Source organism: Streptomyces sp. NPDC104096, assembly GCF_055584385.1.
This window is the reverse complement of sequence record NZ_JBVJMD010000003.1, coordinates 89,879-115,247: the sequence shown is the minus strand read 5'-3', so window position 1 is coordinate 115,247 and position 25,369 is coordinate 89,879. Positions and strand designations below refer to the sequence as shown.

At 73.4% G+C, this 25,369-nt stretch carries 25 protein-coding genes; 8 read left to right on the top strand and 17 right to left on the bottom strand.

Features of this window, described 5'->3' with window-relative positions; translation table 11 throughout:
• The first annotated feature begins 24 nt into the window (after positions 1–24).
• Positions 25–1,158, top strand: a complete 1,134-nt coding sequence (locus ACZ60B_RS04995; RefSeq protein ID WP_469384243.1) for an Mrp/NBP35 family ATP-binding protein — start codon at positions 25–27, stop codon at positions 1,156–1,158.
• 67 nt (positions 1,159–1,225) lie between these two features.
• On the opposite strand, the gene ACZ60B_RS04990 is transcribed toward ACZ60B_RS04995, so the two are convergent.
• The 5 genes from ACZ60B_RS04990 to sigE all read right to left on the bottom strand — a co-directional run bounded on the left by ACZ60B_RS04990 (position 1,226) and on the right by sigE (position 6,810).
• Positions 1,226–1,882, bottom strand: a complete 657-nt coding sequence (locus ACZ60B_RS04990) for a hypothetical protein (RefSeq protein ID WP_469384241.1) — start codon at positions 1,880–1,882, stop codon at positions 1,226–1,228.
• A 248-nt stretch (positions 1,883–2,130) separates the two neighbouring features.
• Positions 2,131–2,583 (bottom strand): sec-independent translocase, encoded by a 453-nt coding sequence (locus ACZ60B_RS04985; protein WP_469384240.1) that lies wholly within the window; start codon positions 2,581–2,583, stop codon positions 2,131–2,133.
• A 233-nt stretch (positions 2,584–2,816) separates the two neighbouring features.
• Positions 2,817–4,976 (bottom strand): S1C family serine protease, encoded by a 2,160-nt coding sequence (locus tag ACZ60B_RS04980; protein ID WP_469384239.1) that lies wholly within the window; start codon positions 4,974–4,976, stop codon positions 2,817–2,819.
• Between the two features lie 155 nt (positions 4,977–5,131).
• Complete coding sequence (locus tag ACZ60B_RS04975) at positions 5,132–6,112, bottom strand: anti-sigma factor family protein (protein ID WP_469384237.1); 981 nt, start codon at positions 6,110–6,112, stop codon at positions 5,132–5,134.
• Positions 6,109–6,810, bottom strand: a complete 702-nt coding sequence (gene sigE / locus ACZ60B_RS04970; protein WP_450661583.1) for an RNA polymerase sigma factor SigE — start codon at positions 6,808–6,810, stop codon at positions 6,109–6,111. The genes ACZ60B_RS04975 and sigE overlap by 4 nt, the downstream gene beginning before the upstream one ends.
• Positions 6,811–7,105: 295 nt before the next feature.
• On the opposite strand from sigE, the gene ACZ60B_RS04965 reads away from it, so the two are divergent.
• On the top strand, positions 7,106–7,756 hold the full coding sequence (locus ACZ60B_RS04965) for an O-methyltransferase (protein ID WP_469384236.1): 651 nt from the start codon (positions 7,106–7,108) through the stop codon (positions 7,754–7,756).
• Between the two features lie 182 nt (positions 7,757–7,938).
• Here ACZ60B_RS04965 and ACZ60B_RS04960 read toward each other — a convergent pair whose 3' ends face one another.
• On the bottom strand, positions 7,939–8,106 hold the full coding sequence (locus ACZ60B_RS04960) for a DUF3117 domain-containing protein (RefSeq protein ID WP_003966491.1): 168 nt from the start codon (positions 8,104–8,106) through the stop codon (positions 7,939–7,941).
• A gap of 384 nt (positions 8,107–8,490) precedes the next feature.
• Here ACZ60B_RS04960 and chcB point away from each other — a divergent pair, with 384 nt between their 5' ends.
• Complete coding sequence (chcB, locus tag ACZ60B_RS04955) at positions 8,491–9,294, top strand: 2-cyclohexenylcarbonyl CoA isomerase (RefSeq protein WP_469384234.1); 804 nt, start codon at positions 8,491–8,493, stop codon at positions 9,292–9,294.
• A gap of 146 nt (positions 9,295–9,440) precedes the next feature.
• Here the strand turns inward: chcB and ACZ60B_RS04950 are convergent, their stop codons facing one another.
• Together ACZ60B_RS04950 and ACZ60B_RS04945 are read right to left on the bottom strand one after the other, a co-directional pair.
• The gene (locus tag ACZ60B_RS04950; protein ID WP_469384232.1) at positions 9,441–10,019 is read right to left on the bottom strand and encodes a DNA-3-methyladenine glycosylase I; all 579 of its coding nucleotides are present in this window, start codon (positions 10,017–10,019) and stop codon (positions 9,441–9,443) included.
• Positions 10,016–10,360: a DivIVA domain-containing protein gene (locus ACZ60B_RS04945; protein ID WP_469384627.1), complete on the bottom strand. Its 345-nt coding sequence runs from the start codon at positions 10,358–10,360 to the stop codon at positions 10,016–10,018. Before ACZ60B_RS04945 ends, ACZ60B_RS04950 begins: the two co-directional genes overlap by 4 nt.
• 131 nt (positions 10,361–10,491) lie before the next feature.
• On the opposite strand from ACZ60B_RS04945, the gene folP reads away from it, so the two are divergent.
• Positions 10,492–11,352 (top strand): dihydropteroate synthase, encoded by an 861-nt coding sequence (gene folP / locus ACZ60B_RS04940; RefSeq protein WP_450661586.1) that lies wholly within the window; start codon positions 10,492–10,494, stop codon positions 11,350–11,352.
• 150 nt (positions 11,353–11,502) lie between these two features.
• Here the strand turns inward: folP and ACZ60B_RS04935 are convergent, their stop codons facing one another.
• Positions 11,503–12,264 carry an LOG family protein gene (locus tag ACZ60B_RS04935; RefSeq protein ID WP_469384230.1) on the bottom strand — a complete coding sequence of 254 codons (762 nt, stop codon included), beginning with the start codon at positions 12,262–12,264 and terminating at the stop codon, positions 11,503–11,505.
• Positions 12,265–12,402: 138 nt separating this feature from the next.
• A complete protein-coding gene (gene dapE, locus ACZ60B_RS04930; protein WP_469384229.1) occupies positions 12,403–13,482 on the bottom strand; it encodes a succinyl-diaminopimelate desuccinylase in 1,080 nt (359 codons plus the stop codon).
• Positions 13,483–13,566: 84 nt separating this feature from the next.
• Between dapE and ACZ60B_RS04925 the strand changes: the two genes are divergently transcribed.
• Together ACZ60B_RS04925 and ACZ60B_RS04920 are read left to right on the top strand one after the other, a co-directional pair.
• Positions 13,567–14,595: a VldE C-terminal domain-containing protein gene (locus ACZ60B_RS04925; RefSeq protein ID WP_469384227.1), complete on the top strand. Its 1,029-nt coding sequence runs from the start codon at positions 13,567–13,569 to the stop codon at positions 14,593–14,595.
• Positions 14,596–14,940: 345 nt separating this feature from the next.
• Entirely contained in the window at positions 14,941–15,378 is a 438-nt protein-coding gene (locus tag ACZ60B_RS04920; protein WP_469384225.1) for an ATP-binding protein, read from the top strand.
• A gap of 124 nt (positions 15,379–15,502) precedes the next feature.
• Here ACZ60B_RS04920 and ACZ60B_RS04915 read toward each other — a convergent pair whose 3' ends face one another.
• The gene (locus ACZ60B_RS04915; protein ID WP_469384224.1) at positions 15,503–16,600 is read right to left on the bottom strand and encodes a bifunctional succinyldiaminopimelate transaminase/glutamate-prephenate aminotransferase; all 1,098 of its coding nucleotides are present in this window, start codon (positions 16,598–16,600) and stop codon (positions 15,503–15,505) included.
• A 132-nt stretch (positions 16,601–16,732) separates the two neighbouring features.
• Positions 16,733–17,053: a ferredoxin gene (gene fdxA / locus ACZ60B_RS04910; protein ID WP_007495984.1), complete on the bottom strand. Its 321-nt coding sequence runs from the start codon at positions 17,051–17,053 to the stop codon at positions 16,733–16,735.
• A gap of 141 nt (positions 17,054–17,194) precedes the next feature.
• Here fdxA and ACZ60B_RS04905 point away from each other — a divergent pair, with 141 nt between their 5' ends.
• Both ACZ60B_RS04905 and ACZ60B_RS04900 read left to right on the top strand, forming a co-directional pair.
• Positions 17,195–18,223 carry a GNAT family N-acetyltransferase gene (locus ACZ60B_RS04905; protein WP_469384222.1) on the top strand — a complete coding sequence of 343 codons (1,029 nt, stop codon included), beginning with the start codon at positions 17,195–17,197 and terminating at the stop codon, positions 18,221–18,223.
• Positions 18,224–18,240: 17 nt separating this feature from the next.
• On the top strand, positions 18,241–19,092 hold the full coding sequence (locus tag ACZ60B_RS04900; protein ID WP_469384221.1) for a transglutaminase family protein: 852 nt from the start codon (positions 18,241–18,243) through the stop codon (positions 19,090–19,092).
• Positions 19,093–19,135: 43 nt separating this feature from the next.
• Here the strand turns inward: ACZ60B_RS04900 and ACZ60B_RS04895 are convergent, their stop codons facing one another.
• The 5 genes from ACZ60B_RS04895 to ACZ60B_RS04875 form a co-directional block, all read right to left on the bottom strand.
• On the bottom strand, positions 19,136–19,750 hold the full coding sequence (locus ACZ60B_RS04895; RefSeq protein ID WP_469384220.1) for a response regulator: 615 nt from the start codon (positions 19,748–19,750) through the stop codon (positions 19,136–19,138).
• A gap of 10 nt (positions 19,751–19,760) precedes the next feature.
• The gene (locus tag ACZ60B_RS04890; protein ID WP_469384626.1) at positions 19,761–20,954 is read right to left on the bottom strand and encodes a sensor histidine kinase; all 1,194 of its coding nucleotides are present in this window, start codon (positions 20,952–20,954) and stop codon (positions 19,761–19,763) included.
• 5 nt (positions 20,955–20,959) lie between these two features.
• A complete protein-coding gene (locus ACZ60B_RS04885; protein WP_469384219.1) occupies positions 20,960–21,700 on the bottom strand; it encodes an ABC transporter permease in 741 nt (246 codons plus the stop codon).
• Positions 21,697–22,647 (bottom strand): ABC transporter ATP-binding protein, encoded by a 951-nt coding sequence (locus ACZ60B_RS04880; RefSeq protein ID WP_469384217.1) that lies wholly within the window; start codon positions 22,645–22,647, stop codon positions 21,697–21,699. The genes ACZ60B_RS04885 and ACZ60B_RS04880 overlap by 4 nt, the downstream gene beginning before the upstream one ends.
• 188 nt (positions 22,648–22,835) lie before the next feature.
• Positions 22,836–25,223: a peptidoglycan binding domain-containing protein gene (locus ACZ60B_RS04875; protein ID WP_469384216.1), complete on the bottom strand. Its 2,388-nt coding sequence runs from the start codon at positions 25,221–25,223 to the stop codon at positions 22,836–22,838.
• Between the last annotated feature and the right edge of the window lie 146 nt (positions 25,224–25,369).

The following is a 25,369-nucleotide window of genomic DNA, read 5'->3' as shown; positions in this document are numbered from 1 at the left end:
GCCCGGCGCCGTACCATCGTCCTTATGGCTACGGAAGACGCGGTGCGCGAGGCACTGGCGACGGTGAACGACCCCGAGATCAACCGCCCCATCACCGAACTGGGGATGGTCAAATCGGTGGAGATCGGCGCGGACGGAGCGGTCGCGGTCACCGTGTACCTGACAGTCTCCGGCTGCCCGATGCGCGACACGATCACGCAGCGCGTGACGGAGGCGGTCTCCCGGATCGAGGGCGTCACGCGCGTCGACGTCACCCTCGACGTGATGAGCGACGAGCAGCGCAAGGAGCTGGCGACCGCCCTGCGCGGCGGCCAGACCGAGCGCGAGGTGCCCTTCGCCAAGCCCGGGAGCCTGACCCGGGTGTACGCGGTGGCGTCCGGCAAGGGCGGCGTCGGCAAGTCGTCGGTGACGGTGAACCTGGCGGCCGCGATGGCCGCCGACGGCCTCAAGGTGGGCGTGGTCGACGCCGACATCTACGGCCACTCGGTACCGCGGATGCTGGGCGCCGACGGCCGCCCCACCCAGGTCGAGAACATGATCATGCCGCCGTCGGCGAACGGCGTGAAGGTCATCTCGATCGGCATGTTCACCCCGGGCAACGCCCCGGTCGTCTGGCGTGGCCCGATGCTGCACCGCGCGCTCCAGCAGTTCCTGGCGGACGTCTACTGGGGCGACCTGGACGTGCTGCTGCTCGACCTGCCGCCGGGCACGGGCGACATCGCCATCTCGGTGGCGCAGCTCGTCCCGAACGCGGAGATCCTGGTCGTCACCACGCCCCAGCAGGCGGCCGCGGAGGTCGCCGAGCGCGCGGGCTCCATCGCCGTGCAGACCCACCAGAAGATCGTCGGCGTGGTCGAGAACATGTCCGGCCTGCCGTGTCCGCACTGCGGCGAGATGGTCGACGTCTTCGGCACCGGAGGCGGCCAGACGGTGGCCGACGGCCTCACCCGTACGACCGGCGCGACCGTCCCGGTCCTCGGCAACATCCCGATCGACGTCCGGCTGCGCGAGGGCGGCGACGAGGGCAAGCCGGTGGTCCTCACCGACCCCGACTCCCCGGCCGGCTCGGCCCTGCGGGCGATCGCGGGCAAGCTGGGCGGACGTCAGCGCGGCCTGTCCGGGCTGTCCCTGGGCATCACGCCGAGGAACAAGTTCTAGAGCCGGTACGGCAAGGGGGGCTGTCCCGCTCGGGACAGCCCCCCTTTGCCGTGCCGCCGTGCCTCGGCTAGGCGTACGTCGTGATGTCCTTGATCATGGCGAAGCCCAGACCGTACGCGCTCATGCCCCTGCCGTACGCCCCCACGTGGACGCCCGTCTCGGTCGAGCCGGCCAGGACCCAGCCGAACTCGGACTCCCGGTAGTGGAACGGCGTCGGCACACCGTCGACCGGCAGGGACAGCGTCGACCAGTCCGGTCCGGAGAGGTCGTCGGCCAGCACCCAGGCCGTCTCGGTCTGCTGGTCCAGCCAGGAGTCGCGCAGGCTGTGGTCCATCTGGCCGGGCCAGGTGAAGGACAGCAGCCCGACGCCCGCGAGCCAGGCCGCCGAGGACACCGAGGTGGCCTCCAGCACGCCGGTGCCGTCCGGGCTGTGCCGCACCGGGTTGGCGGCGACGGTGACCACGACCGCGAAGCGCTCCCGGTCCTCGGTCGACTCGTGGCGGACGGACGGCTCCTCACCGTGTCCGATCGACCCGTGCTCGACGGCGCCGTCGGCCGCCGCACCGACCTGCATCAGCCAGCGCGGCCCGGTGAAGGCCTCGTCGAGGCCGTACCAGGGAAAGGTCGCCGGCAGGTAGCCGTCGACCGTGCGCCAGGCGGCGGGGGACTGCTGTCCACCCTCCGTGGCCGGTGCCTGCGCGACCGCTCCACTTGTCGTCTCCATGTGCCCGGACGCCTCCTCGCTCTCGTCGGATCCGGGCGGCCCGCCCCCCTACGGGCGTACTCGTCCGGTCCGCGCAACAACTCGGCAGCATATCCACCTCGCCGCGGGCAGCCGGGAAACCGCCCGGCGCGCGAGGCGCTCCGAGGTCCCGTTCGGGCCGTGCGCGGCCCTGACGGCATATGAAACGCATCACGTACGCCAGGTGGCGTACGTGACGCGTCGAGGGTTCGACGGCCCGGATACGGCGCTCAGGTGGCGTCCGCGTCGAACGGCGGGTGCTCCTCGCGGGCGCCGGGGGCCTCGGGCTTCTTCGTCATGTCGATCCGGCCGCCCGCGGAACCGGCGGACGGGGACGACGAGGACGCCGAGGACGAGCTGTCGGCGCTGTGCACCGCGTCCGTGACCTCGGCCATCTCCTTCTTCAGGTCGAAGCCGTTGCGGATCTCCTTGATCCCCAGCTCGTCGTTGTCCAGCTGCTTGCGGATGAACGTCTTGGGGTTGAGATCCTCGAACTCGAAGTCCTTGAACTCGGGGCCCAGTTCCTGCCGGATGTCCTGCTTGGCGCTCTCCGAGAAGTCACGGATCTTCCGGACCGTGCGCATCACGTCCTGGATGACCTTCGGAAGCTTGTCCGGACCGAAGACGAGCACGGCGAGGACAACGAGCGTGATCAGCTCGAGCGGTCCTATGTCATTGAACACCTGAAGCTCCTTGCGATGTCCTCAGTCCTCGACCCTCTGTGGTCATATGTGGTCGTCCGTGGTCCGAGCCGGGTCCACGGTACCCGCCCCACCTGTCCGACCGGTACCGTCCCGGGGTGTTCGGGTGTGTGTAAACGCCCGGTTTTCGACGGGGTCGCCCGGCCGGACCAGGGCCGGGGCCCCGACCTGTGAGGTTTCTGTCGATCGCGGCCCCGGCCCGGTCGACGGGCGGATCAGTCGCCGCCCGCGGAACCGAGCACGAGCACGACCTTCCGCTTCAGGCCGTCGCGGTCGACGGTCAGCTCCAGCCGGTCGCCCGGCCGGTGGGCGCGGGTCCTGACGATCAGCTCCTCGCCGGAGTGGATGCGCCGACCGTCGACCTCGGTGATGACGTCGCCCGGCCGCAGGCCGGCCCGGGCGCCGGGGCCGCCCGCGGTGACCGGGGAACTGCCGCCGTGGCTCGCGGGGTTGATGCGGGCGCCGTCCCCGTTGTAGTCCATGTCGAGGGCGACGCCTATGACCGGGTGGGTCACCTTGCCGGTGTTGATCAGCTCCTCGGCGACGCGCTTGCCCTGGTTGATGGGTATGGCGAAGCCGAGGCCGATCGAACCGGCCTGACCGGTCCCGGAGTCCGAACCGCCGTCGGCGGACTGGATGGCGGAGTTGATGCCGATGACCCGGGCCCGGGAGTCGAGGAGGGGGCCGCCGGAGTTGCCGGGGTTGATGGGCGCGTCGGTCTGGAGGGCGTCGACGTAGGAGACGTCGCTGCCGTCCGCCTCGCCGCCCGCGGTGATGGGCCGCTCCTTGGCGCTGATGATCCCGGAGGTGACCGTGCCCTCCAGGTCGAAGGGGGCGCCGATGGCGACCACGGGATCGCCGACCCGGACGCCGTCGGAGTTGCCGAGCGGGATGGGCTTGAGGCCGCTGACGCCGGTCACCTTCACCACGGCGAGGTCGTAGCCGCTGTCGTGTCCGACCACCTCGGCACTGGCGGTCTCGCCGCCGTTGAAGACCACGGTTATCCGGCCGTTCTTGCCCGCGGGCGCCACGACGTGGTTGTTGGTGAGGATGTGGCCGCGGGTGTCGAGCACGAAGCCGGTGCCGGTGGCCTGTTCGTCGGTGCCGCTCACATGCAGGGTGACGACGCCGGGCAGGGCCTGCGCGGCGATGCCCGCGACGCTGTCCGGAGCCCGCCCGGACGGCTCCGCACCGGCCTGCGACAGTCTCACGTCCCCCAGCAGTCCCTCGCGCTCCAGATACGCGCCCACGACGCCGCCGACGCCGCCTGCGAGAAGGGCGAGCAGCACGCCACCGACCAGGCCGCGCCGCACCCGCCCGTGCCGGTGCGGCGCGCCCGACACGGCGGCACCGCTCAGCTGGAGGGGAGCCGCGGCGACCGGCTGGGCGGCCGCCCAGGGGTCGTAGCGCTGCCAGGGGTCGGCCGGGGGCCCGGCATCGGGGAAACGGTCCTCCGGGAGGACCTCGACGGGCCCGTGCGCCCCCTGCGGCGGCACCTCGGCGGCCCGGTCCGTGGACGGCCCCGGCGGCACGGGAGCACCCGACGGGTGCGGGCCGACCGGCTGCGGCGGGACGTGCGGCGCGTACGGCGCCTGCGGGTCGAACCGGGCGGCTTGCGGGGCGGGTTGCCCGGGCACGCCGGCGCCGGGTGCGATCCCGCCCGGCGTGCTCCCGCCCGGCGCGGGGACGGTCGGCACAGGGCCGGTCGGCACAGGGCCGGGCGGCGCGGTCCGGGCGGGGACGGTCGGCAGCGGGGCGGGCGGCGGTGTGCCGTGCGCGGCGGCCACCGAGGGGTGCTGGACCGGCGGGGCGGGCGCCCAGGGGCCGGGTTCGCCGTAGGGCGGGGTGCTGTAGGGGTCGGGATCATGCAGCGGCTCGGGCCGGCCGAAGGCCGCGGACTCGGGCGCGGGAACGGACGCGGACTCGGGCGCGGGAACGGACGCGGACTCGGCGGCAGGGGCGGGCTCGGGGGCGGATACGGGTTCGACCCCGGGCAGGGGCTCAGCGGCCGGTCCGTCCCCGGACTCGGCCGCAGCACCCGTCACGGCTCCGGTCCCGCCGGACGGCGTGCCTCCGGCCTCGGTACCGACACCCACCACAGATTCGTTCCTGACGCCGTCCCTGGAGGCCCCGCCGGACGACACGCCCTCAGAAGCGGGCGCGGGCCCGGAGACGGGTCCCGGTGCGGAAGCGGGTGTCGGTGAGGGCTCGGGGGGCGGGGTCGGTGCCGGGCGTTTCAGGACGAAGTCGCCCTCGTGCGGATCGCCGTCGGTGGCGTCGGCGCCGTGCTGCGGCCCCGCCTCCCCCGGCACGGAGCCGTCCTGCGGCCGAGGCCGGCCCCACCACTTCGCCTTCGTGGGCTTCCCCTCGTTCATGTTCTCCCCACAGCCGGCCGCGGCACGGCGCGTCGGCGGCCGCGGCACGTCGAATCCCACCCCGCGCCCGGCTGCGTGCCGTGGGCGCGGCCCACCCTGGATTCAACCAGGTTCGCAGGCCGCCGTGCAGCGGCCGGGGCCTGCGGGACGGCTGGTCAGCGGGTCGACGCGGAGGCGGAAGGGGGCGCGGACGGGGTGGGGGCGGGTGTGGCGAGCAGCCCGGGGGCGGTGACCTCGGGAGCCGAGGACCACGCGGTGAGGGCGATCGGTGTGGCCGCGGTGAGCGGACGTATCAACGGGGACATGGCGGCGACGCCGGCCACCACCGGAGTGGTGAGCGTGTGCACGACGTCCTCGCCCGCGCCGGGCAGCAGCGGCGCCGCCGACCCGGTCGGGGCGAGCGGGGTCTGCCCGGACGCCCCCGTCCGGCCCTGCCCGACGAGCGGTCCGTACCCGCGGCGTCGCTGGCCCTCGGAGATCCCCGTGGCCGACGTGCCGGGGGTGCGGGCCGGAGTGACGTTGCTGCCGCTGCCGGAGCCGCCGCGGGCCTCGGCGGCCGCACCGCCGGGCGCGCCGGTGGTGACCCCGCCGAGCGCCACCGCGGCGAGCGACACCGCACCGGCGGCGACGAACGCGAACCGCAGCCCGCGCGAGGCGGACCGCTCGGCTTCGCCACGGCCCACCGGATGGATGCGGAAGCCGCGGTCGGGGGAGGTGGGCGGCAGCACGGAACCGTGATCGCCGGAGGGGACGAAGTCGAAGTCGAACGGGTCCTCGCGCCGGACGCCGAAGACCCCGGCCCGGCCGGCGAAGCCTCCGGAGGCACGGCCGGCGAAGCCCCCGAAGCCGCCCCCGCCGAGCGGCGGGGAACCGTCGCCCGGGTCGCCGCCGGGAAGTCCCTGGAGCCGGGCCAGGAAGCTCTCGGAGGGGGGCGGCGGGGCCACTTCCGCGAAGACGTTCTTCAGCCGACGCTGGGCGTCGACCTCGGACTTGCACTTCGGGCAGGTCGCCACGTGCGCCAGCACGCGCTCGCGCGCGTCATGACCGAGCTCTCCGTCCACCAGGGCGGAGAGTCGGTCTCCCAGGTGCTGCTCGGCCAGGAGCCGTTCGGTGGGGATGGGTCGTGATCCACTCACGCGGTCGCGCCCCCTCCTCCCAGAGCGGGCACCCGGGCGATGAAGGAACGACGCTCGGCGCGCGCCTGGGGCGAGCGGTGCGCCAGGGCCTTGCGCAGCTGGGAGCGGCCACGGTGGATCCGCGAGCGGACCGTGCCGAGCTTGACGCCGAGGGTCGCGGCGATCTCCTCGTACGACAGTCCTTCGATGTCGCACAGGACGACCGCGGCGCGGAACTCGGGCGCGAGGGTGTCGAGGGCCTGCTGGACGTCCGCGTCGAAGTGCGCGTCGTTGAAGACCTGTTGTGGGGACGGTTCGCGGCTGGGCAGCCGCTCCGCCGCGTCCTCGCCGAGGGCGTCGAAGCGGATGCGCTGCTTGCGGCGGACCATGTCCAGGAAGAGGTTCGTGGTGATGCGGTGCAGCCAGCCCTCGAACGTGCCCGGCGAGTACGTGGACAGCGAGCGGAAGACGCGGACGAAGACCTCCTGGGTGAGGTCCTCGGCGTCGTGCTGGTTGCCGGTGAGGCGGTAGGCGAGCCGGTACACCCGGCCGCTGTGCATGCTGACGATCTCCTCCCAGGTGGGCGGAGTCCATGCCTGCCCGTCCGCGTCGGTGGAGAAAGTCGCGGTCTGGGTCGTGTCAGCGGCATGGCTGGGGTCAGCAGCGGTGTCGTTCACGGATTTCGGCCCGCCCGACGATCCGAGGAAGCGCCTCAGCACTCCCCCCCGATCCACAGGCTCAGCCGCACCTCCCCTGTCGGCTCTGGTGGTGTCCAGTGGAGCCCCTACCATAGCCACCTCGCCCGTTAGCTCCGGATAAGCGGTTTTACAAGAATTTGATCTGGGCTGCCACGGCTCATGCGGCTGCGTCAGCACTTGCCCTTCGACCTGCTTCTCGCGCGGTCCCTCGTCGTGATCCAACCGTGTCCCCCCGCCCGTCTGCGCCACCTCTATAAACGCCCGGTCCCATCTGCGGGTTCCCGGCGGCAACGGATACAGTCACGCCCAGGCAACCATGGGACAGGAGAGGGTCATCACCGGCAACCGGCAGACGAGCTGGGCGTTCGCCGACGCCTATGTCGCCGAGGACGAAGCGCTGCGCTGGGCCCGTGACCGGGCCCGCGAGGCGGGGCTGCGCTCGGTGTCGCCCGGCACGGGCGCCGCGCTGCGGTTGCTGGCGGCCTCGGTGGACGCGAAGGCGGTCGCGGAGATCGGCACCGGGACGGGGGTGTCGGGCATCCACCTGCTGCACGGAATGCGGCCGGACGGCGTGCTGACCACCGTGGATCCCGAACCGGAGCACCAGCAGTTCGCCCGGCACGCCTTCCGCGCGTCGGGCTTCGCCAGCAACCGGGCCCGTTTCATCCCCGGCCGCGCGCTGGACGTCCTGCCCCGGCTGGCGGACGCCGGCTACGACCTCGTCTTCTGCGACGGCGACCGGCTGGAGTTCCTCGACTACCTAGCTGAATCGTTGCGCCTGTTGCGTTCCGGGGGGCTGGTCGTCTTCGAGGGCGTGTTCGCCAACGGTCGCACGGTCGACTCCGGGCCGCAGCCCACGGAGGTCATACGGATCCGGGAACTGCTGCGCGGAGTGCGCGAGATCCCGGAACTGGTGCCGTCGCTGCTCCCGGTGGGCGACGGTCTGCTGTGCGCGGTCAAGCGCTGACGCGCGCGCCCGCCCCCACCGCACGCCCGCGGCACCCGCCGACTACGCACGGGCCGACCACGCACGGGCCGACGGCCCACCCGCCGACCGTGGACCCGCCGACGACGGACCCGCCGACAACGCAGCCGCCCCGGCACCACAGGGGCGCCGGGGCGGCTGAAAGAGTACGGTCGCTTTCGCGCTCAGCCGACGACCTTCTTGAGGGCGTCGCCCAGCGCGTCGGCTTCGTCAGGGGTCAGCTCGACGACGAGTCGACCGCCGCCTTCGAGCGGAACGCGCATGACGATGCCCCGCCCCTCCTTGGTCACCTCGAGCGGGCCATCACCCGTTCGCGGCTTCATGGCCGCCATGCTCGTTCCCCTTCCTGAAACCAGCTCATCGTCAAAGCCGACGGCCCCTGGGAGGGCACGCGCAATCCTCAGCGTGGGACGCACGACACCGGCATCGAACACATTGCTTCCAGGCCATTATCCCGCATCTCAGGACCCGATGACCAACATCAGTCGGCATCGCTTGGGCAACGCGCGCGAGCAAAACCACCCAATTCGGCGATGTGACTGCGATACTGCTCCGCCGCACGGACGCCGCGCGGCCGGAAACCTGTCGGAATTTCTTTGACGCAGGTCACACGGACGCTCCGGCGCACGGCCGGTGATCTCCGCCATGCTGTCCTTCGGACAGCTGACGTACCGGCCGGTACGTCCTCACAGCGACACATCCGGAGGGGTTCCGCCATGGCCGACACCGTGCTCTACGAGGTGAGCGACGGGCTCGCGACGATCACCCTGAACCGCCCCGAGGCGATGAACGCGCTGAACATCGAGGCCAAGGTCGCCCTCCGCGACGCGGTCGAGGCGGCGGCCGCGGACGGCGCCGTACGGGCCGTACTGCTGACCGCGGCCGGCGACCGGGCCTTCTGCGTGGGCCAGGACCTCAAGGAGCACATCGGGCTGCTGATCGCCGACCGGGAGACCGGCTCGGACCGCACGATGAGCACGGTCAGGGAGCACTACAACCCGATCGTGCGGGCGCTGGCCGCGGCGCCGAAGCCGGTGGTCGCCGCGGTGAACGGGGTCGCGGCCGGGGCCGGGTTCGGCTTCGCGCTGGCCGCGGACTACCGGGTCGTGGCGGACACGGCCGCGTTCAACACCTCGTTCGCGGGCGTCGCCCTGACCGCGGACTCGGGCATCTCGTGGACCCTGCCGCGGGTGGTCGGGCCGGGCCGCGCCGCCGACCTGCTGCTCTTCCCGCGCGGCATCAAGGCGCAGGAGGCGTACGAGCTGGGGATCGCGAACCGGGTCGTGCCGGCGGCCGAACTGCGCGCCGAGGCCGAGAAGGTGGCGCGGGCGCTGGCCGAGGGGCCGACGGTGGCCTACGCGGCGCTCAAGGAGGCCGTCGCCTACGGGCTGACGCACTCGCTGGACGAGACCCTGGAGAAGGAGGACGAACTCCAGACGCGGGCCGGGTCCTCGGAGGACCACGCGATCGCGGTCCGCGCGTTCGTCGACAAGGAGAAGCCGAAGTACCTGGGCCGCTGAGCCCGCCCGGTTCCGGGCCCGCCCGGTTCCGGGCCCGCCCGGCCCGGGCCGGTCAGGCAGCGGAAGGCGGGCGCGCCCGGTCACGGCGGGGCGGGCATGGCCAGCCTCGGCGGGCGGGCGTGGTCAGCCTCGGCGGGCGGGCGCGCTCAGCCTCGGCGGGCGGCGCAGTCCGCCAGGTGGTCGTCGACCAGTCCGCACGCCTGCATGAGCGCGTACGCCGTCGTCGGCCCGACGAAGCGCAGCCCGCGCTTCTTCAGGGCCTTCGACAGGGCCGTGGACTCCGGGGTGACCGCCGGGACGTCCGCGAGGCCCTTCGGGGCCGGGCGGGCGGACGGGTCGGGGGCGTGCGACCAGATCAGCTCGTCCAGCTCGCCGGGGGCCCAGTCGGCCAGGACGCGCGCGTTGGCGATCGTGGCGTCGACCTTGGCGCGGTTGCGGATGATGCCGGTGTCGGCGAGGAGGCGTTCGCGGTCGGTGTCGGTGAAGCCCGCGACCTTGGCGATCACGAACCCGTCGAAGGCGGCCCGGAACCCCGGGCGGCGGCGCAGGATGGTGATCCAGGACAGGCCGGACTGGAAGGCCTCCAGGCTGATCCGTTCGAAGAGCTCGTCGTCGCCGTGGACCGGGCGGCCCCACTCCTCGTCGTGGTAGGCCACGTAGTCGGGGGTGGACAGGGCCCAGGGGCAGCGCAGCAGGCCGTCCGGGCCCGCGACCGCGTCGCTCACCGGTGGTCCTCCTCGGGCTTGTCCATGGAGACGCGGGGGCCGGCCTGGGCGCCCGCCAGCGCGGACTCCAGGTCGGCGATCCGCGCGTCCCGCTCGGCGAGTTCGGCACCGAGGCGGTTGAGGACGTCGTCCACGTCGGCCATGCGGTAGCCGCGGGCGGCCAGCGGGAAGCGCAGGCTGTCGATGTCGGCCCGGTCGACCGGGCGCTGCGGGGGCAGCGGGTCGTGCAGCCGCTCGGGCGCGGCCTCGGGCAGCGGGCCGGTGCCCTCGCCGCCGCCCACCACGGCCAGGGTCACCGCGGCGACCACCACGGCCAGCGCGACCACCAGGAACAAGAACATAACCATCGCTGGGTCCCCATGCTCGGTGTGCTCGGTGTCGAAAGTGTCAGGGTCCGATCGTGCCATGCGAATCTGACGGTTAGGGTCGCAGGCGGCCGAAGACCAGGACGTACTAGGAGAGGTCACAGGGGATGCTCAGGCTGGGCAGGCGTGAATTCGACGCGCACGAGCCGGTGATCATGGCGATCGTGAACCGGACCCCGGACTCCTTCTACGACCAGGGGGCGACCTTCCGGGACGAACCCGCCCTCGCGCGCGTGGAGCAGGCCGTGGCGGACGGCGCGGCGATCATCGACATCGGCGGGGTGAAGGCCGGGCCGGGCGAGGAGGTGACGGCCGAGGAGGAGGCGCGGCGGACCGTCGGCTTCGTGGCCGAGGTGCGGCGCCGCTTCCCGGACGTCGTGATCAGCGTGGACACCTGGCGGGCCGAGGTCGGGGAGGCGGTCTGCGAGGCGGGCGCGGATCTGCTGAACGACGCGTGGGGCGGGGTGGACCCGGGGCTCGCGGAGGTCGCCGCGCGGTACGGGGCGGGGCTGGTGTGCACGCACGCGGGCGGCGCGCAGCCGCGGACCCGGCCGCACCGGGTGACGTACGACGACGTCATGGCCGACATCCTGCGGGTGACGGTGGGGCTGGCCGAGCGGGCGGTGGCGCTGGGGGTGCCGCGCGAGTCCGTACTGATCGATCCGGGGCACGACTTCGGGAAGAACACCCGGCACAGTCTCGAGGCGACCCGGCGGCTCGGGGAGATGGTCTCGACGGGGTGGCCGGTGCTGGTGTCGCTGTCCAACAAGGACTTCGTCGGGGAGACGCTGGACAAGCCCGTGAAGGAGCGGGTGCTGGGCACGCTGGCGACGACGGCCGTGTCGGCGTGGCTGGGCGCGCAGGTGTACCGGGTGCACGAGGTGGCGGAGACCCGGCAGGTGCTGGACATGGTGGCGTCGATCGCGGGCCTGCGGGAGCCGGCGGTGGCCCGGCGCGGCCTGGCCTGACCGGCCCCGGGCCACGCCCGGTGGACGGGCGGACCCCTTGCGGACGGTCGGACCCCGACGGACGGTCCGGCCGACGGGCGGCCTCGGCGAACGGTCGGGCCCCGGCGGTCGGACGGACCGACCGCCGGGCCGTCGGACGCGGGTCCGGTCTCAGTGCCGTCCCGCCTCCTTGGAGACCAGCGCGACCGCCTCGTCCACGTCGTCCGTGACGTGGAAGAGGTTGAGGTCCTGCTCGGACGCCTTGCCCTGGGCGATCAGGGTGTGCTTGAGCCAGTCGACCAGGCCGCCCCAGTAGGTGCTGCCGAACAGGACGATGGGGAAGCGGGTGACCTTCTGGGTCTGGACGAGGGTCAGGGCCTCGAAGAGCTCGTCCAGGGTGCCGAGGCCGCCGGGCAGGACGACGAAGCCCTGCGCGTACTTCACGAACATCATCTTGCGGACGAAGAAGTAACGGAAGTTCAGTCCGATGTCGACGTAGGGGTTGAGCCCCTCCTCGAACGGCAGCTCGATGCCGAGGCCGACCGAGACACCGCCCGCCTCGGACGCGCCCTTGTTCGCCGCCTCCATGGCTCCGGGGCCGCCACCGGTGATGACCGCGAAGCCCGCCTCCACCAGGCCGCGGCCCAGCCGGACGCCCGCGTCGTACTCCAGGCTGTTCCTCGGTGTGCGGGCCGAGCCGAACACGCTGATCGCGGGCGGGAGTTCGGCGAGCGTGCCGAAGCCCTCGATGAACTCCGACTGGATGCGCAGCACCCGCCAGGGGTCGGTGTGGACCCAGTCCGACGGGCCGCCCGCGTCGAGGAGCCGCTGGTCGGTCGTGCTCGCGTACACCTGGTTCCGCCTTCGGAGGACGGGTCCCAGGCGCTGTTCCTCCGGTGGCTGCTTCTTGCCCTCGGGGTTCCCGGTAGCCATGTGCGCTCCCTCCGCGGTCGGGACGTCCCCCGCTCCGGCACGACCGGAGACGGGGGACGAGTCTTTCCACCTCAGCCTAGATCTACGCGGGTTACGTACGGGGGACGTCGGCATGTCCTGCGTGGAGCGGGCGGCCCCTCAGTCCGTCAGCCAGGCGCGCAGCCGCTCCTCGCCCGCCAGGATCTTGTCGGTCTCCACCCGTTCGTCCCGCTTGTGTGCCAAGTGCGGGTTTCCGGGGCCGTAGTTCACCGCCGGGACGCCGAGCGCCGAGAAGCGGGAGACGTCCGTCCAGCCGAACTTGGGCTGCGGGGTGCCGCCCACCGCCTCGATGAAGGCCGCCGCGGCCGGGTGGGACAGACCGGGCAGCGCGGCGCCGCTGTGGTCGTCGATCACGAACTCCTCCACCCCGCAGTCCGCGAACACCTCGCGGACATGGGCGACGGCCTCCTCCTCGCTGCGGTCGGGCGCGTAGCGGAAGTTGACCGTGACGACGCACTCGTCCGGGATGACGTTCCCGGCCACTCCGCCGGAGACGCCCACCGCGTTCAGGCCCTCGCGGTACTCCAGGCCGTCGATCACCGGCCGGCGCGGCTCGTAGGAGGCGAGGCGGGCGAGGATCGGGGCGGCCGCGTGGATCGCGTTGGACCCCATCCAGCCGCGTGCCGAGTGGGCGCGCTCGCCCGTCGTCCTCAGCAGGACCCGCAGGGTGCCCTGGCAGCCGCCCTCCACCTGGCCGTCGGACGGTTCCAGGAGCACCGCGAAGTCGCCCTCCAGCCACTGCGGACGGTTCTCCGCGATGTGCTTGAGGCCGTTGAGCTCGGCGGCGACCTCCTCGTTGTCGTAGAAGACGAAGGTCAGGTCGCGGTTCGGGGACGGGACCGTGGCGGCGATGCGCAGCTGGACCGCCACTCCGGACTTCATGTCGCAGGTGCCGCACCCCCACAGCACGCCGTCCTCGTCGAGGCGGGAGGGGACGTTCCCGGCGATCGGCACCGTGTCGATGTGGCCCGCCAGCACGACCCGCTCCGGACGCCCCAGGAAGGTACGGGCGATCACGTTGTTGCCGTAGCGCTCCACCGTCAGGTGCGGCAGGGTGCGCAGCGTGGTCTCGATCGCGTCCGCGAGGGGCTTCTCGGTGCCGCTCTCGGACCGGAAGTCGACGAGCTGCGCGGTGAGCCGGGCGGCGTCCGACGTGAGGTCAAGTGGGGTATCGGCCATGGCGCCGACCCTAGCGCGCCGGGCCCTCGGCCCACTGTCCACACCCGGCGCGGCGGCCACGGGGGCCTCCGCTACCTTGTACGAGTGCCAGAGCCGTCCCCCACCTCCCCCAAGCGCCGCGGCCGCCTCCTCCGTTTCGGAGCGGCCGTCGTGGTCCTGTGCGCGGTCGCCGGTTATCTCGCGGTCCAGTACCTCACCGGCGGCGCCGGCGGCCCCGGCTGCCGGGTCGTCTCGGGCCAGGGCGACGCCGCGGTCTACGAGTTCACCCCCGAGCAGGCGGTCAACGCGGCGACGATCTCGGCTGTCGGCACCGACCGCGGGCTGCCCGAGCGGGCCGTGACCATCGCGCTCGCGACCGCGCTCCAGGAGTCGGGACTGCGCAATATCGAACACGGCGACCGCGATTCGCTGGGCCTGTTCCAGCAGCGGCCGTCGCAGGGGTGGGGCACCGAGCAGCAGATCATGGACCCGACGTACGCGGCGGGCGTCTTCTACGAGCACCTGGTCAAGGTCTCCGACTACACGGAGCTCCCGCTCACGGTGGCCGCGCAGCGGGTGCAGCGCAGCGGCTACCCGGAGGCGTACGCCAAGCACGAGTCGGACGCCGCGCTGCTCGCCGCCGCCCTCACCGGGCGCGCGGCGGCCACCCTGACCTGTGACGGCCGTCAGACGGCCGAGACCGCCGCCGCGGCCGCGGGGCCGAGCGCGGTCCGCACGGCGCTGGTACGGGACTTCGGGCGCGAGGCCTTGCAGGAGGCCGGTGCGGAGGTGGACGGCAAGAGCGGCGGCGACAAGGCCGCGTCGGTGCCCGTGCCCGAGGTGAGCGCCGCGTCCGACGGGCGGACCGTGACGGTGCCCGTGCCGAGCGGGACGGGCGACCCGGCGGGGCGCAACGCCGACGAGCGCGGCTGGCAGATCGCGCACTGGGCGGTGGCCAACGCCTCCGCGCTGCACATCTCGCGCATCTCCTACGCCGGTCGGGAGTGGACCGCCGGGACGACCGACAGCCGGTGGCGCACGGCCAGGACGGCGGACTCGGGCACGACGGAGCAGTCGGAGCAGGCGGAGCAGGCGGCCGGGGACTCGATCCGGATCGTCACCGCACCCCGCTAGCGGGCGGCCGGGGCATCGCGCAGCAGTACGGGGCTTCACCCGCGCGGGTTGCGTGGGGCGGCCGGGGACGGACGGGTTCACGGGCCCGCACGTCGGCCCGTCCCGATACCCGGAATCCCTTGCGGCCCAAGGGCCTTGCGGTTCCGCCGAGTTGCGGGCCGTGCGATCTTTGCCCGATTTTATCCGTACCTGATAATGCGATGCATTGCGAATTCTTTGCGCGAGGCGTCCGCAACCTTCGCGGGCTTCGAGCGGTAGTCAGGGGGACCGAGCCCGGACGATCAATCCCGATCGAGCAACGGGTCCGGCCGGACACCTCCCTGTTCTCTCCCTCGAAGGAGCATCATGTCCCTGCCTCTGACCCGCCGGATCGCCCGTGTCGCGCTGCTGGTCGCAGCGGGAGCGGCTGCCGGGGTCGGCGCGGCCGGCTCCGCGAGTGCGGCCGCCGAGCTGCCGGCCACCCCGAACCTGGGCGGGCTGACCTCCCTGGACGGCGCGAACGTCGGCACCACGATCGACGGCGCGGCGCGCAACGTCGCCGCACTCACGAACGAGACCGGTGGCAAGGCGGCCAAGAAGGCGACGCCGGCCGCGGGCAAGACCGGCGGCAAGGCCGCCAAGAAGGCGACGCCCGCGGCACGCAAGGGCGCGGGATCCGGCGGGGGCGTCCTCGGGCAGGCGGCGTCGGCGGCCACGAAGGGCGGGCTGCCGACGGACTCCCTCACCAAGGGCGGGCTGCCGACGCAGACGCTGCCGCTGAAGGGGCTGCCGCTGGGCGGCTGAGCCGGGAACGCACGGCGACGGGGTCCGGGGGAAACCCGGACCCCGTCGCCGTGTCATGTCTGCGTGCCGTGCGGTGCCACGGGCCCCGGACAGCGACCGGGACCCGGCTCCGGGCCCGGCGGCGTCAGCGCGCCAGGCGCTCCACCGCGGCCCGTACCCGCTCGTCCGTCGCCGTGAGCGCCACCCGGACGAACTGCTCGCCCGCGGTGCCGTAGAAGTCCCCGGGGGCGACCAGGACGCCGAGGTCGGCCAGCCGGGACACGGTGGTCCAGCAGGACTCGTCCCGGGTGGCCCACAGGTAGAGGCTGGCCTCGCTGTGCTCGATCCGGAAGCCGTTGCCCAGCAGCGCGTCACGCAGCAGCGTGCGCCGCGACGCGTACCGCTCGCGCTGCTCACGGACGTGGACGTCGTCGCCGAGCGCCGCCACCACGGCCGCCTGCGTCGGGGCCGACGTCATCATGCCGCCGTGCTTGCGGATCTCCAGCAGCGGGCCGAGGACGGCCGGGTCGCCGGCCAGGAAGGCCGCGCGGTAACCGGCCAGGTTGGACCGCTTGGACAGCGAGTGGACCGAGACGATGCCCTCGTACGAGCCGCCGTTGACGTCCGGGTGCAGGACCGAGACCGGCTCGGCCTCCCAGCCCAGCTCGATGTAGCACTCGTCGGAGAAGACGAGGACGCCGTGCTCGCGGGCCCAGGCGACGATCCGGGTCAGCTCCGCCTTGTCCAGCACCCGGCCGGTCGGGTTGGACGGCGAGTTCAGCCAGAGCAGCTTCAGCCCGGCCGGGTCCAGGTCGGTCGGGTCGTCGTAGACCTCGTGGTCCGCACGGGCCAGACGGGCGCCGACCTCGTAGGTCGGGTAGGCCAGGCGCGGGTACGCCACCCGGTCGCCGGGGCCCAGGCCGAGCTGGGTGGGGAGCCAGGCGACCAGTTCCTTGGAGCCGACGATCGGCAGGACGTGCCGGTGGGTGACCCCACGGGCGCCCAGACGGCGCTCCAGCCAGCCCGTGAGCGCGTCCCGCAGCTCGGGGGTGCCCCAGACCGTCGGATAGCCCGGCGAGTCCGCGGCGGCGACCAGTGCCTTCTGGATCAGCTCGGGGACCGGGTCGACCGGGGTGCCGACGGACAGGTCGACGATGCCGTCCGGATGCGCGGCGGCCGTCTTCTTGTACGGCTCCAGCTTGTCCCAGGGGAAGGTGGGCAGCCGGTCGGAGACTGAGGACACGGGAATCTCGCTCACTTTCTCGAACGCACGGCCCCCGCGAACGGCAGACGCCTCGGCCCCGTACGGCGTGATCGGGCGGCGATCAGGCCGTACGGAACCGAGGCGGCACGGTGTTGCGGGCCGCTTGCGGTGTTACTCGGCCTGCGGCGGCAGCGCGGCGACGAAGGGGTGGTCGCGCTCGATCAGGCCCAGCTTGCTGGCGCCGCCGGGAGAGCCGAGCTCGTCGAAGAACTCGACGTTCGCCTTGTAGTAGTCCTTCCACTCCTCCGGAGTGTCGTCCTCGTAGAAGATCGCCTCGACCGGGCAGACCGGCTCACAGGCACCACAGTCGACGCATTCGTCCGGGTGGATGTACAAGGACCGCTGGCCCTCGTAGATGCAGTCGACCGGGCACTCCTCGATGCACGCCTTGTCCTTCACGTCGACACAAGGCTGCGCGATGACGTAGGTCACGCTGTCGTTCCTCCTCGATAGGGCGCCGGCGGGCCTCCTACAGGCTCCGCCGCCTGGCGCGCGGGAGCGCGGCGTCGTCGATGCCCGCCCCTAGTATCTCCGTTCTTGGGCATGATCCGAACAGGAGGGGTGGAACGACCTGTGGAAATCTCTGCCGCCGGTCGTGCGGAGGTCCGCATCACCGCCGCTGACGTGGGAAAACGCGTCTCCGTGCGACGGTTGACCGACCCCGGCGACACCGGAGGGAAATTCACCGACACGGTCGGCGTTCTCACATCATGGGACGACGCTGTGCTCGTGATCACACGGCGGGACGGCGAGAGCGTACGGATCGCCGAGTCCGCGCTGGTCGCGGGGAAGGCGGTGCCCGCCGCACCGGCGCGGCGGCGCGGTCCGGCCGCGTCGTACGAGGAGCTCGCCGGGGTGGCCGCACGGGCCTGGCGGCCACTGGAGAGCGCGCGGCTGGGCGGGTGGGAGCTGCGGGCCGCCGCCGGGTTCACCCGGCGGGCGAATTCGGTGCTGCCGCTCGGCGACCCGGGCCTCCCGCTCGACGAGGCGCTCACCGAGGTACGACGCTGGTACGAGGAACGCGGCCTGCCCGCGTACGTCCAGACCGCGACCGGCGCCGAGGGCACGCAGGAACTGCTGTGCGCGGAGCTGGAGCGGCGCGGGTGGGTGCGCGAGGTGAGCGCCGAGGTCTGGGCCGGGGCGCTCGCGCCGCTCGCCGACCTGGGCGAGCCGTCCGGGGTCGTGCTGTCCCGGGAGGCCGGTGAGGCGTGGCTGGCGCGCTATCAGCGCAAGGGAGTGAGCGACGTGGCCCTGACGGTGCTGACGAGAGGGCCCTCGGTGTGGTTCGCGACCGTGCCCGGCGAGCGGGCGGACGAGCCGCCCGCCGCGATCGGGCGGTGTGTCGTCGACGGGCGGTGGGCCGGGTTCGCCGCCGTCGAGGTCGACCCGGCGCAGCGGCGGCGCGGGCTGGCCACCGCCGTGATGACCGCGCTGGCCCGGCGGGCCCTCGACGAGGGCGCCTCGGCCGCCTGGCTCCAGGTGGAGACGGACAACGCCGGTGCGCGGGCGCTGTACGAACGGCTGGGCTTCGCCGCGCATCACGCCTATCACCACTACCGGGCGCCGGCCGGGGCCGACGACGGCCGGTACGGATCGCCGTGAGCGGGCACGAGCCTGCCATGCGCCATCCGTTCCCCCCGCCGCCCGAGCGTTCGGCCGCACTGCGTCTGCGGTTCGCCGAGGAGGCCCGCTGCGAGAAGCCGGACCTGTCGGCGCTGTGTCTGCTGCTGGGCGCGGTGGCCGACGGCGCGCTCGACGAGGCGGGCATGGACGCGGCGCAGATGGAGCTGGACCGGCTGGCGGGGGAGCTGCCGTTCCGTCCCGGCGGGCCCGCGGCCTGGGCCCGTGCGCTGCGTTCGGTGCTCGGGGAGCGCTGCGGGTTCCACGGGTCGCCGGCCGACTACCAGTGGCTCGGCTCGTCGTTGCTGCACGAGGTGCTGCGCAGGCGGCGCGGGCTGCCGATCCTGCTGTCCGTGGTGTGGATGGAGGTCGCGCGCCGGGCGGGCGGGCCGGTGTACGGGGTCGCGCTGCCGGGGCACTTCGTCGTCGGGTTCGGGCCCCAGGACGACCAGGTGCTGGCGGACCCGTTCGACGGGGGACAGTTGCTCAGCGGGGCCGACGCCGAACTGCTCGTCGTGGGGGCCACGGGGGCGCGCCTGACGCCGTCGATGCTGACGCCCGCGGACCCGCTGGAGGTGGTGACGCGGATCCTGAACAACGTCCGGGCGTGGGCCTCGGCCCGGCCCGAGCGGTCGGACGTGGCGCTGTGGGCGGTGGAGCTGGCGCTGCTGCTGCCCGCGCATCCGGCGCGGCTGCGGTACGAGCGGGCGCAGATCCTGGTGCAGCGGGGGGACTTCGTGGCCGGGGCCGTGGAGATGGAGGTGTACGCGGACCTGGTGGACGTGGTGGACGCGTCCCTGGCGGAGAAGGTGCGCGGACAGGCGACGGCGGCCCGCGCCCGCCTGAACTGACCCCCCGCTCTCCCGCCCCGCCCCTGCCCTGCCCGTCGGGCGACTACAGCCAGCCCTTCTCCCGTGCGATGCGTACCGCTTCCGCCCGGTTGCGCACCGCTAACTTCTGGATGGCCGTGGAGAGGTAGTTGCGGACCGTGCCCTGGGACAGGTGCAGCAGCTTGGCCAGTTCCGCGTTGGTGGAGCCGTCGGCCGCGGCGCGCAGGACCTCGCGTTCGCGGTCGGTGAGGGGGTTGGCGCCCTCGGCCAGCGCGGCGGCCGCGAGGGTGGGGTCGATGACCCGCTCGCCGGCCAGCACCTTGCGCACGGCCTCGGCGAGCTGGGCGGCGGGGGCGTCCTTGACCAGGAAGGCGTCGGCGCCGGACTCCATGGCGCTGCGCAGGTATCCGGGGCGGCCGAAGGTGGTGAGGACGACCAGCTTCACCCGGGGCAGTTCCCGGTGCAGCAGGGCCGCCGCCTCTATGCCCGTCGCGCCCGGCATCTCGATGTCGAGGAGCGCCACGTCCACGTCGTGCTCGCGGGCCGCCGCCAGGACCTCGTCCCCGCGCGCCACCTGGACGACGACCTCGATGTCGTCCTCCAGGCCGAGCAGCGCGGCCAGCGCCTCTCGGACCATCGACTGGTCCTCGGCCAGCAGGACCTTGATCGTGTGGCTCATGCCCCGGATCCTATGTCCGGCCGGGATCCGGCCGGGATCCGGCCGGGACGCGGGCGGCCAGACGGAACCCGCGCTTGAGCGGCCCCGCCTCCAGGGTGCCGCCCGCCTTCTCCAGACGCTCGGCCAGCCCCGTCAGGCCGTTGCCGGGGGCCTTCCCGGAGCCGCCCCGGCCGTCGTCCTCGACGGAGAGTTCGAGGACGGGCCCGTCGAGGGTCTGGCGGTGCAGCAGCTCCACCGTGCAGCGCCGGGCGCCGCTGTGCCGTACGACGTTGGTGACCGCCTCGCGCAGCGCCCAGGCGAGGGCGGCCTCTCCCTCCTCGGGGAAGCCGTCTAGGTCGGGGGCCGGGGGCAGTTCGGCGGTGACCCCGGCCGCCGTCAGGGCGACCTGGGCCCCGGCGAGCTCGTCGGCGAGGCGGGCCCGGCGGTAGCCGGTGACGGCCTCGCGCACGTCGACCAGGGCCTGGCGGCTGACCTGTTCGATGTCGGCGATCTGCTGGGCCGCCTTGTCGGGGTGGCCGGGGAGCATCCGGCCGGCCAGCTCGCTCTTCAGCGTGATCAGCGAGAGCGAGTGGCCCAGCAGGTCGTGCAGGTCGCGGGCCAGGCGCAGCCGCTCCTCGTTGGCGGCGAGCTGGGCGACGGTGGCGCGGGCCTTGCGCAGCTCCACCGTCGTACGGACCAGCTGCCGTACGCCGGTCATCGCGAAGCCGATCAGGACGACGAGCAGGACGAGGTTGCGCGCCTCCTCCTCGCCGCCGTGCAGGCCGACGAGCAGCATCACGACGGCCGTCAGCGGGATCGTCCAGTAGGAGACCCGCAACGGGAACGTCGTCCCGCAGGCGACCGAGACGTACACGAACAGGCCGAGCCAGGCCGACCCGAGCGTCAGGCACAGGACGACGGCCAGTGCGCCCAGGACGAGCACCATGAGGGTGACGGCCAGGGTGCCCGTGTAGGCCTTGCCCATGTGCCGGAAGACCAGCGCCAGATAGACCGCGACGAAGGCCGCGAGGCCCGCCCAGCCGGCCCACGTGGCCGCGGGCGTGTGGTCGCCCGAGACGAGGTCGTGGACCGGCGAGCTGAGGAACACCAGCCAGACGACGATCCACACCGACTTGCGCAGGGCCTCCCGGACGTTGCTCGGGGACTCTCCCATCCGCACGAGCCGGGCCGTGCGGTCCTCGTCGGGCAGCGGGTCTTCCGTCATGGCGCTCACGCCTTCAGCGTGTCCTTCCGGTACAGCCAGGCCGCACCACCGGCGAACAGGACGAAGAAGACGGCGAGGATGGTGACGTCCCGGGCGTGCGGGGCCTGGCTCTGTTCGATCGCCTGTCCCATGGCAGCGTACGCGTGCGTGGGCAGCCATTCGGCGATGTCCTGCAACCACTGCGGGAAGGTCGACGACGGCATCCACAGGCCGCCGAGCATGGACAGGCCGAAGTAGGTGATCATCGTGATCGGGCGGACCGCGTCCCCGCTGGCGAGGTAGCCGATGGCGACGCCGAGGGCGGCGAAGACGAGGCTCCCGGCCCAGATGGCGCCGGTGAGGGCGAGCCACTGCCAGGCGTCCAGGCGTACGTCCTTCACGGCCGCGGCGACGACGAACACGATGACGATGGACGGCAGGCTCACCACGGCCGCGCTGGCGGTCTTGGCGAGGACGTAGCCGCGCCCCGGCAGGGTGGTCAGCCGCAGCTGCCGTACCCAGCCGCTCTCGCGCTCCTTGGCGATGCGCTCGCTGTTGCCCATCAGGACGGCCGTCAGGGCACCGAAGGAGGCCATCGAGACCATCATGTACGTCGGGAGCGTCAGGCCGGTGCCGTCGATCTTGGTCTTGCTGTCGGCCTGGCCCGCGATCAGCAGGAACAGGACGGACGGGTAGATCACCGAGAAGAACAGGAACTTGCGGTTGCGCAGGGCGCGGGCGAGTTCGAGCTTGATGAGGGCGTTCACGACTGCTTGGCCTCCTCGGCGGCGGTGATGGCGACGAAGGCCTGCTCGAGCCCGAGGCCGGCGACTTCGAGGTTGCGGGGGTAGACGCCGAGCCCGTACAGGGCGTGGACGGTGGCGTCGGCGTCGGTGGACTGGATGCGGACGGTCCGGCCGCCGCCCTCGGCGCTGCCGCTCTGGGACAGCGTGATCGAGGTGAGGAAGGGCAGGGCGCGCAGCGGGGTCTCGTCGACCGGTCCTTCGAGGTCGAAGGAGACCCGCCGGGCGCCGGCCTTCGCCTTGATCTCGGCGGCGGTGCCGTCCGCGAGCAGCCGGCCCCGGTGCAGGACGAGCACCCGGTCGGCGATGGCGTCGGCCTCTTCGAGGTAGTGCGTGGCGAACAGGACGGTGCGGCCCTGGTCGGCCTGTTCGCGCATGGTGGCCCAGAAGGCCTGGCGGGCGGAGACGTCCATGCCGGTGGTCGGCTCGTCCAGGACGATCAGGTCGCTGTCGCCCGCCGTGGCGAGCGCGAACCGGACCCGCTGGGCCTGGCCGCCGGAGAGCTTGTTGACCTTGCGGTCGGCGATCTGCGTGACACCCGCGCGGGCCAGCACGTCGTTCGCCTTGTACGGCTTCGGGTGCAGGGCGCAGGCCAGCCCGACCAGTTCGCCGACCGTCACCTCGTCCATCAGGCCGCCGCTCTGGAGCATCGCGCCCACGTGTCCGGCGACTATGGCCTCACGGGGGCTGGTGCCGAACACCCGGACCGAGCCGCTGTCGGCCTGCTTGAGGCCGAGCAGCAGGTCCAGGGTGGTGGACTTGCCGGCCCCGTTGGGCCCGAGCAGTGCAACGGTCTCCCCCGGGTGCAGCGTGAGCGACAGGCCGTCCACGGCCCGTACGTCCCCGTAGCTCTTGCTCACCTGATCGAACGCGACCACCTCGGTGGCGGTTGCCTTCACTGTCGTCGTCATGGGCACCATCGTGGCGGCGGCGGCCACCGGTCCGGCAGTGTCGGCGGTCCCGACTGCCGTATGACAGATGTCATGCCCACGAGGTGACGGCCCGGTGCGCGGCCCCGGCCGGGGGGGGCACGACGAGGGGGCACCCGGCGGTGTCCGCCGGGTGCCCCCTCGGTCGGCCGTGTCGGCCGAGACCTGCCCTAGCTGGGGTTGGTGTCGATGACGGCGACCCGGTTCGTGGTGCTGAGCAGGGCCGGGCGCAGGGCGCTGATCACGTCCTGCACCGTGACGGCCGTCTTCTGGCCGGTGCCGCGGGTGATGAGCACGCCGTCGAAGGTGTGGCCGTAGAGCTCCTTGAGCGCGGCCTCGTCGTAGCTCTCGACGAGCTTGCCGTCGACCGCCTTGACCTCCAGGAACTTCCACAGGGACTTCTGCGGGCTGAAGGGGATCGAGTGCGCGGCGTCCGTCTGCACGGTGACCTTGCCGGACATCGCGGGCTCGGCGAACTTCTTCATCATCCGGTCGACCTCGGCGTCCGAGATCGTCGGCTGCCGGGTGGTGGTGGGGACCTGCACGGTGCCGGCCGCGCCGGTCTCCACCTGGGTGCGGTAGGCCTGCTGGACCGCGGTCTTCGACCCGGCGACGTCGATGCCCTTGCCCGGCTTGCCGTAGACGGCGACGGCCTTGCCCGACTGGAACCTGATCGTGCCGTCGTTGGAGCCCGCGCCGCCCGCGGCGCTCTCCAGGGCGGCCTGGAGCTTCTCCTCGTCGACGGGCATGGCCGGCTCGATCTCGCGCTGTCCGCCGAAGAGCGAGCCGATCACGGAGACCGGGTTGTAGTCGCTCTGGGCGGCCGCGGCGACCGTGGCCTGCTCGTCGAACTGGAGCCCGGCCTGATCGGGCTTCAGCGTGACGGTGGTGCCGCCGACCGACAGCTTCAGCGGCTGGGTGACCCTCTTGCCGAAGGCGTCGTCGAGCTTCTTGACGGCCTCGTCACGGGTGCCGCCGCCGATGTCGACGCCCAGCACGGTGGTGCCCTTGGGCACGTCGGAGTGGTTCATCAGCAGGCCCGCGCCATAGGCGCCGACCAGGACGACGACCGCGAGGCCGCCGAGCAGGACCAGCTTGCTGCGGCCCTTCTTCTTGCGGGGCGCGGCCGCGGGCACGTTCTGGGCGACCGGCTCGGGCAGCTTCGGGCCCGTGTGCTGCGGCGGCCCGTCGAAGCGGGGGCCCGGTCCGAACGGCGCGCCGGGGGGCGTGACGGGCATGCCGCTGGTGACGGTGTCCCCGGAGACCTTGTCCCGGGGGCCGCCGTAGCCGCCGGGGCCCGGGGCGGGGGCCGGCTTCTGCGGGGTGAGGATCGCGGTGTCGTCGCTCAGGCCGCCGGCGCCGGGGCCCGCCGCGCCGCGCCCACGGGGGCCGCCGGGCGTGCCGGGGTCGGTGAAGGACTCACCGGTGAACGACTCGCCGCTGAACGACTTGGGCGCGCCGGGACGACCGGGGGCACCGGCACGATCGGCGGCACCGGGACGAGCGGCGGCACCGGGACGAGCGGAGGCGCCGGGACGGCCGGGGGCGCCGGCGGCACCGGGGGCACCGGGACCGCCGGGGGCACCGGGGCCGCCGGGCGCGCCTGACGCGCCGGGAACGCGACGGACGCCGAGACCACCGGGGGGACGCGAACCGCCGGGCGCACCGGGCGCACCGGGCGCCGAGCCGACCGGGGGAACCAGCGGGCCGTCACCGGTGACGGGGCCGCCGGTGGGACCGGAGGGGCCCTGGGCGCCGCCCTGACCGCCGGGGCCGCTCGGCGGGCCGCCGTGGCCGCTCTGGCCGTTCTCCGTGAAGTAGGGCAGGTCGTCGCGGCGCGGCTCGCCGGTCCCGGGGCGGTTGCCACCGCCCAGCGGGCCTGCCGCCAACGCCTCGGTCACGTCGAAGGAACCGGTGCCGCCGCCGTGGCCGGGCGCGACCGGGCCGCCGGTGGCGCCGGGCAGTCCGGCGCCGTTCGTACCGCCGGGGCGGGGGCCGCCGGGGACGTTCGCGGAGCCGGTGCCGCCGGGGCGGCCGGCACCCGGCCGCGCACCCGTGGCCGGGCCCTGACCGGCGGCGGAGGCACCGCCCGCGGGCGCGGGAGCGGCGGGGGCGGCACCCGTCGCCGAACCGCCGGGCATGCCCGCACCGTTGGTGGAGCCGCTCTTGGCCGCGCCGCCCTTGCGGGGGGCGAACCAGTCGCTGGTCTTCTCCTCGGCCGGGGCCTCGGGTTCGGCGGGCGGCTCGACGGCCGCGGCGGACGGGGCGGCGTCCGGCTGCGCGTGGGTGCCGGTGTCGTCGCCCGGGACGCTCTCGGTGTCCGCGACGGGCGTGCGGACGACGACCGGCGGAATCGGCCGCGACCCGGGGATGTTGATCCGGATACGGGTCGTCAGCGTGGTCTCGGTCTTGCGCTCCTCCGGCCGGGCGGCCGGACGTCCCGCGCCTGCGCCGGCGTCGGAAACCATGGGGGTCCCGTACGGCGGCGTGCCCGAAGGGTATGCGGCTCCGCCGCGCCCGTCGGGCCCGGAGGACGGAGTGTCAGTTTCACGACTCAAGGCAGGTTCTCCCGGTTGACTCCGCCGCCCGCACAACCTCATGTGGGGGTTCCCTCTGCTCGAACGGGGTCGAGTGCTCGGGGAAGGCTCGGCGGCGCGCACCACCATACTGGCCGCTTACGGCCTCTATCCCGCGACCGCCGGGT

Bases quoted from the DNA above. Each gene is read 5' to 3' on its own strand.
- ACZ60B_RS04995 (WP_469384243.1), top strand. From the start codon at position 25: ATGGCTACGGAAGACGCGGTGCGCGAGGCACTGGCGACGGTGAACGAC.
- ACZ60B_RS04990 (WP_469384241.1), bottom strand. From the start codon at position 1,882: ATGGAGACGACAAGTGGAGCGGTCGCGCAGGCACCGGCCACGGAGGGT.
- ACZ60B_RS04980 (WP_469384239.1), bottom strand. From the start codon at position 4,976: ATGAACGAGGGGAAGCCCACGAAGGCGAAGTGGTGGGGCCGGCCTCGG.
- ACZ60B_RS04965 (WP_469384236.1), top strand. From the start codon at position 7,106: ATGGGACAGGAGAGGGTCATCACCGGCAACCGGCAGACGAGCTGGGCG.
- ACZ60B_RS04960 (WP_003966491.1), bottom strand. From the start codon at position 8,106: ATGGCGGCCATGAAGCCGCGAACGGGTGATGGCCCGCTCGAGGTGACC.
- chcB (WP_469384234.1), top strand. From the start codon at position 8,491: ATGGCCGACACCGTGCTCTACGAGGTGAGCGACGGGCTCGCGACGATC.
- ACZ60B_RS04945 (WP_469384627.1), bottom strand. From the start codon at position 10,360: ATGTTCTTGTTCCTGGTGGTCGCGCTGGCCGTGGTGGTCGCCGCGGTG.
- folP (WP_450661586.1), top strand. From the start codon at position 10,492: ATGCTCAGGCTGGGCAGGCGTGAATTCGACGCGCACGAGCCGGTGATC.
- ACZ60B_RS04935 (WP_469384230.1), bottom strand. From the start codon at position 12,264: ATGGCTACCGGGAACCCCGAGGGCAAGAAGCAGCCACCGGAGGAACAG.
- dapE (WP_469384229.1), bottom strand. From the start codon at position 13,482: ATGGCCGATACCCCACTTGACCTCACGTCGGACGCCGCCCGGCTCACC.
- ACZ60B_RS04920 (WP_469384225.1), top strand. From the start codon at position 14,941: ATGTCCCTGCCTCTGACCCGCCGGATCGCCCGTGTCGCGCTGCTGGTC.
- ACZ60B_RS04900 (WP_469384221.1), top strand. From the start codon at position 18,241: ATGCGCCATCCGTTCCCCCCGCCGCCCGAGCGTTCGGCCGCACTGCGT.
- ACZ60B_RS04895 (WP_469384220.1), bottom strand. From the start codon at position 19,750: ATGAGCCACACGATCAAGGTCCTGCTGGCCGAGGACCAGTCGATGGTC.
- ACZ60B_RS04890 (WP_469384626.1), bottom strand. From the start codon at position 20,954: ATGACGGAAGACCCGCTGCCCGACGAGGACCGCACGGCCCGGCTCGTG.
- ACZ60B_RS04880 (WP_469384217.1), bottom strand. From the start codon at position 22,647: ATGACGACGACAGTGAAGGCAACCGCCACCGAGGTGGTCGCGTTCGAT.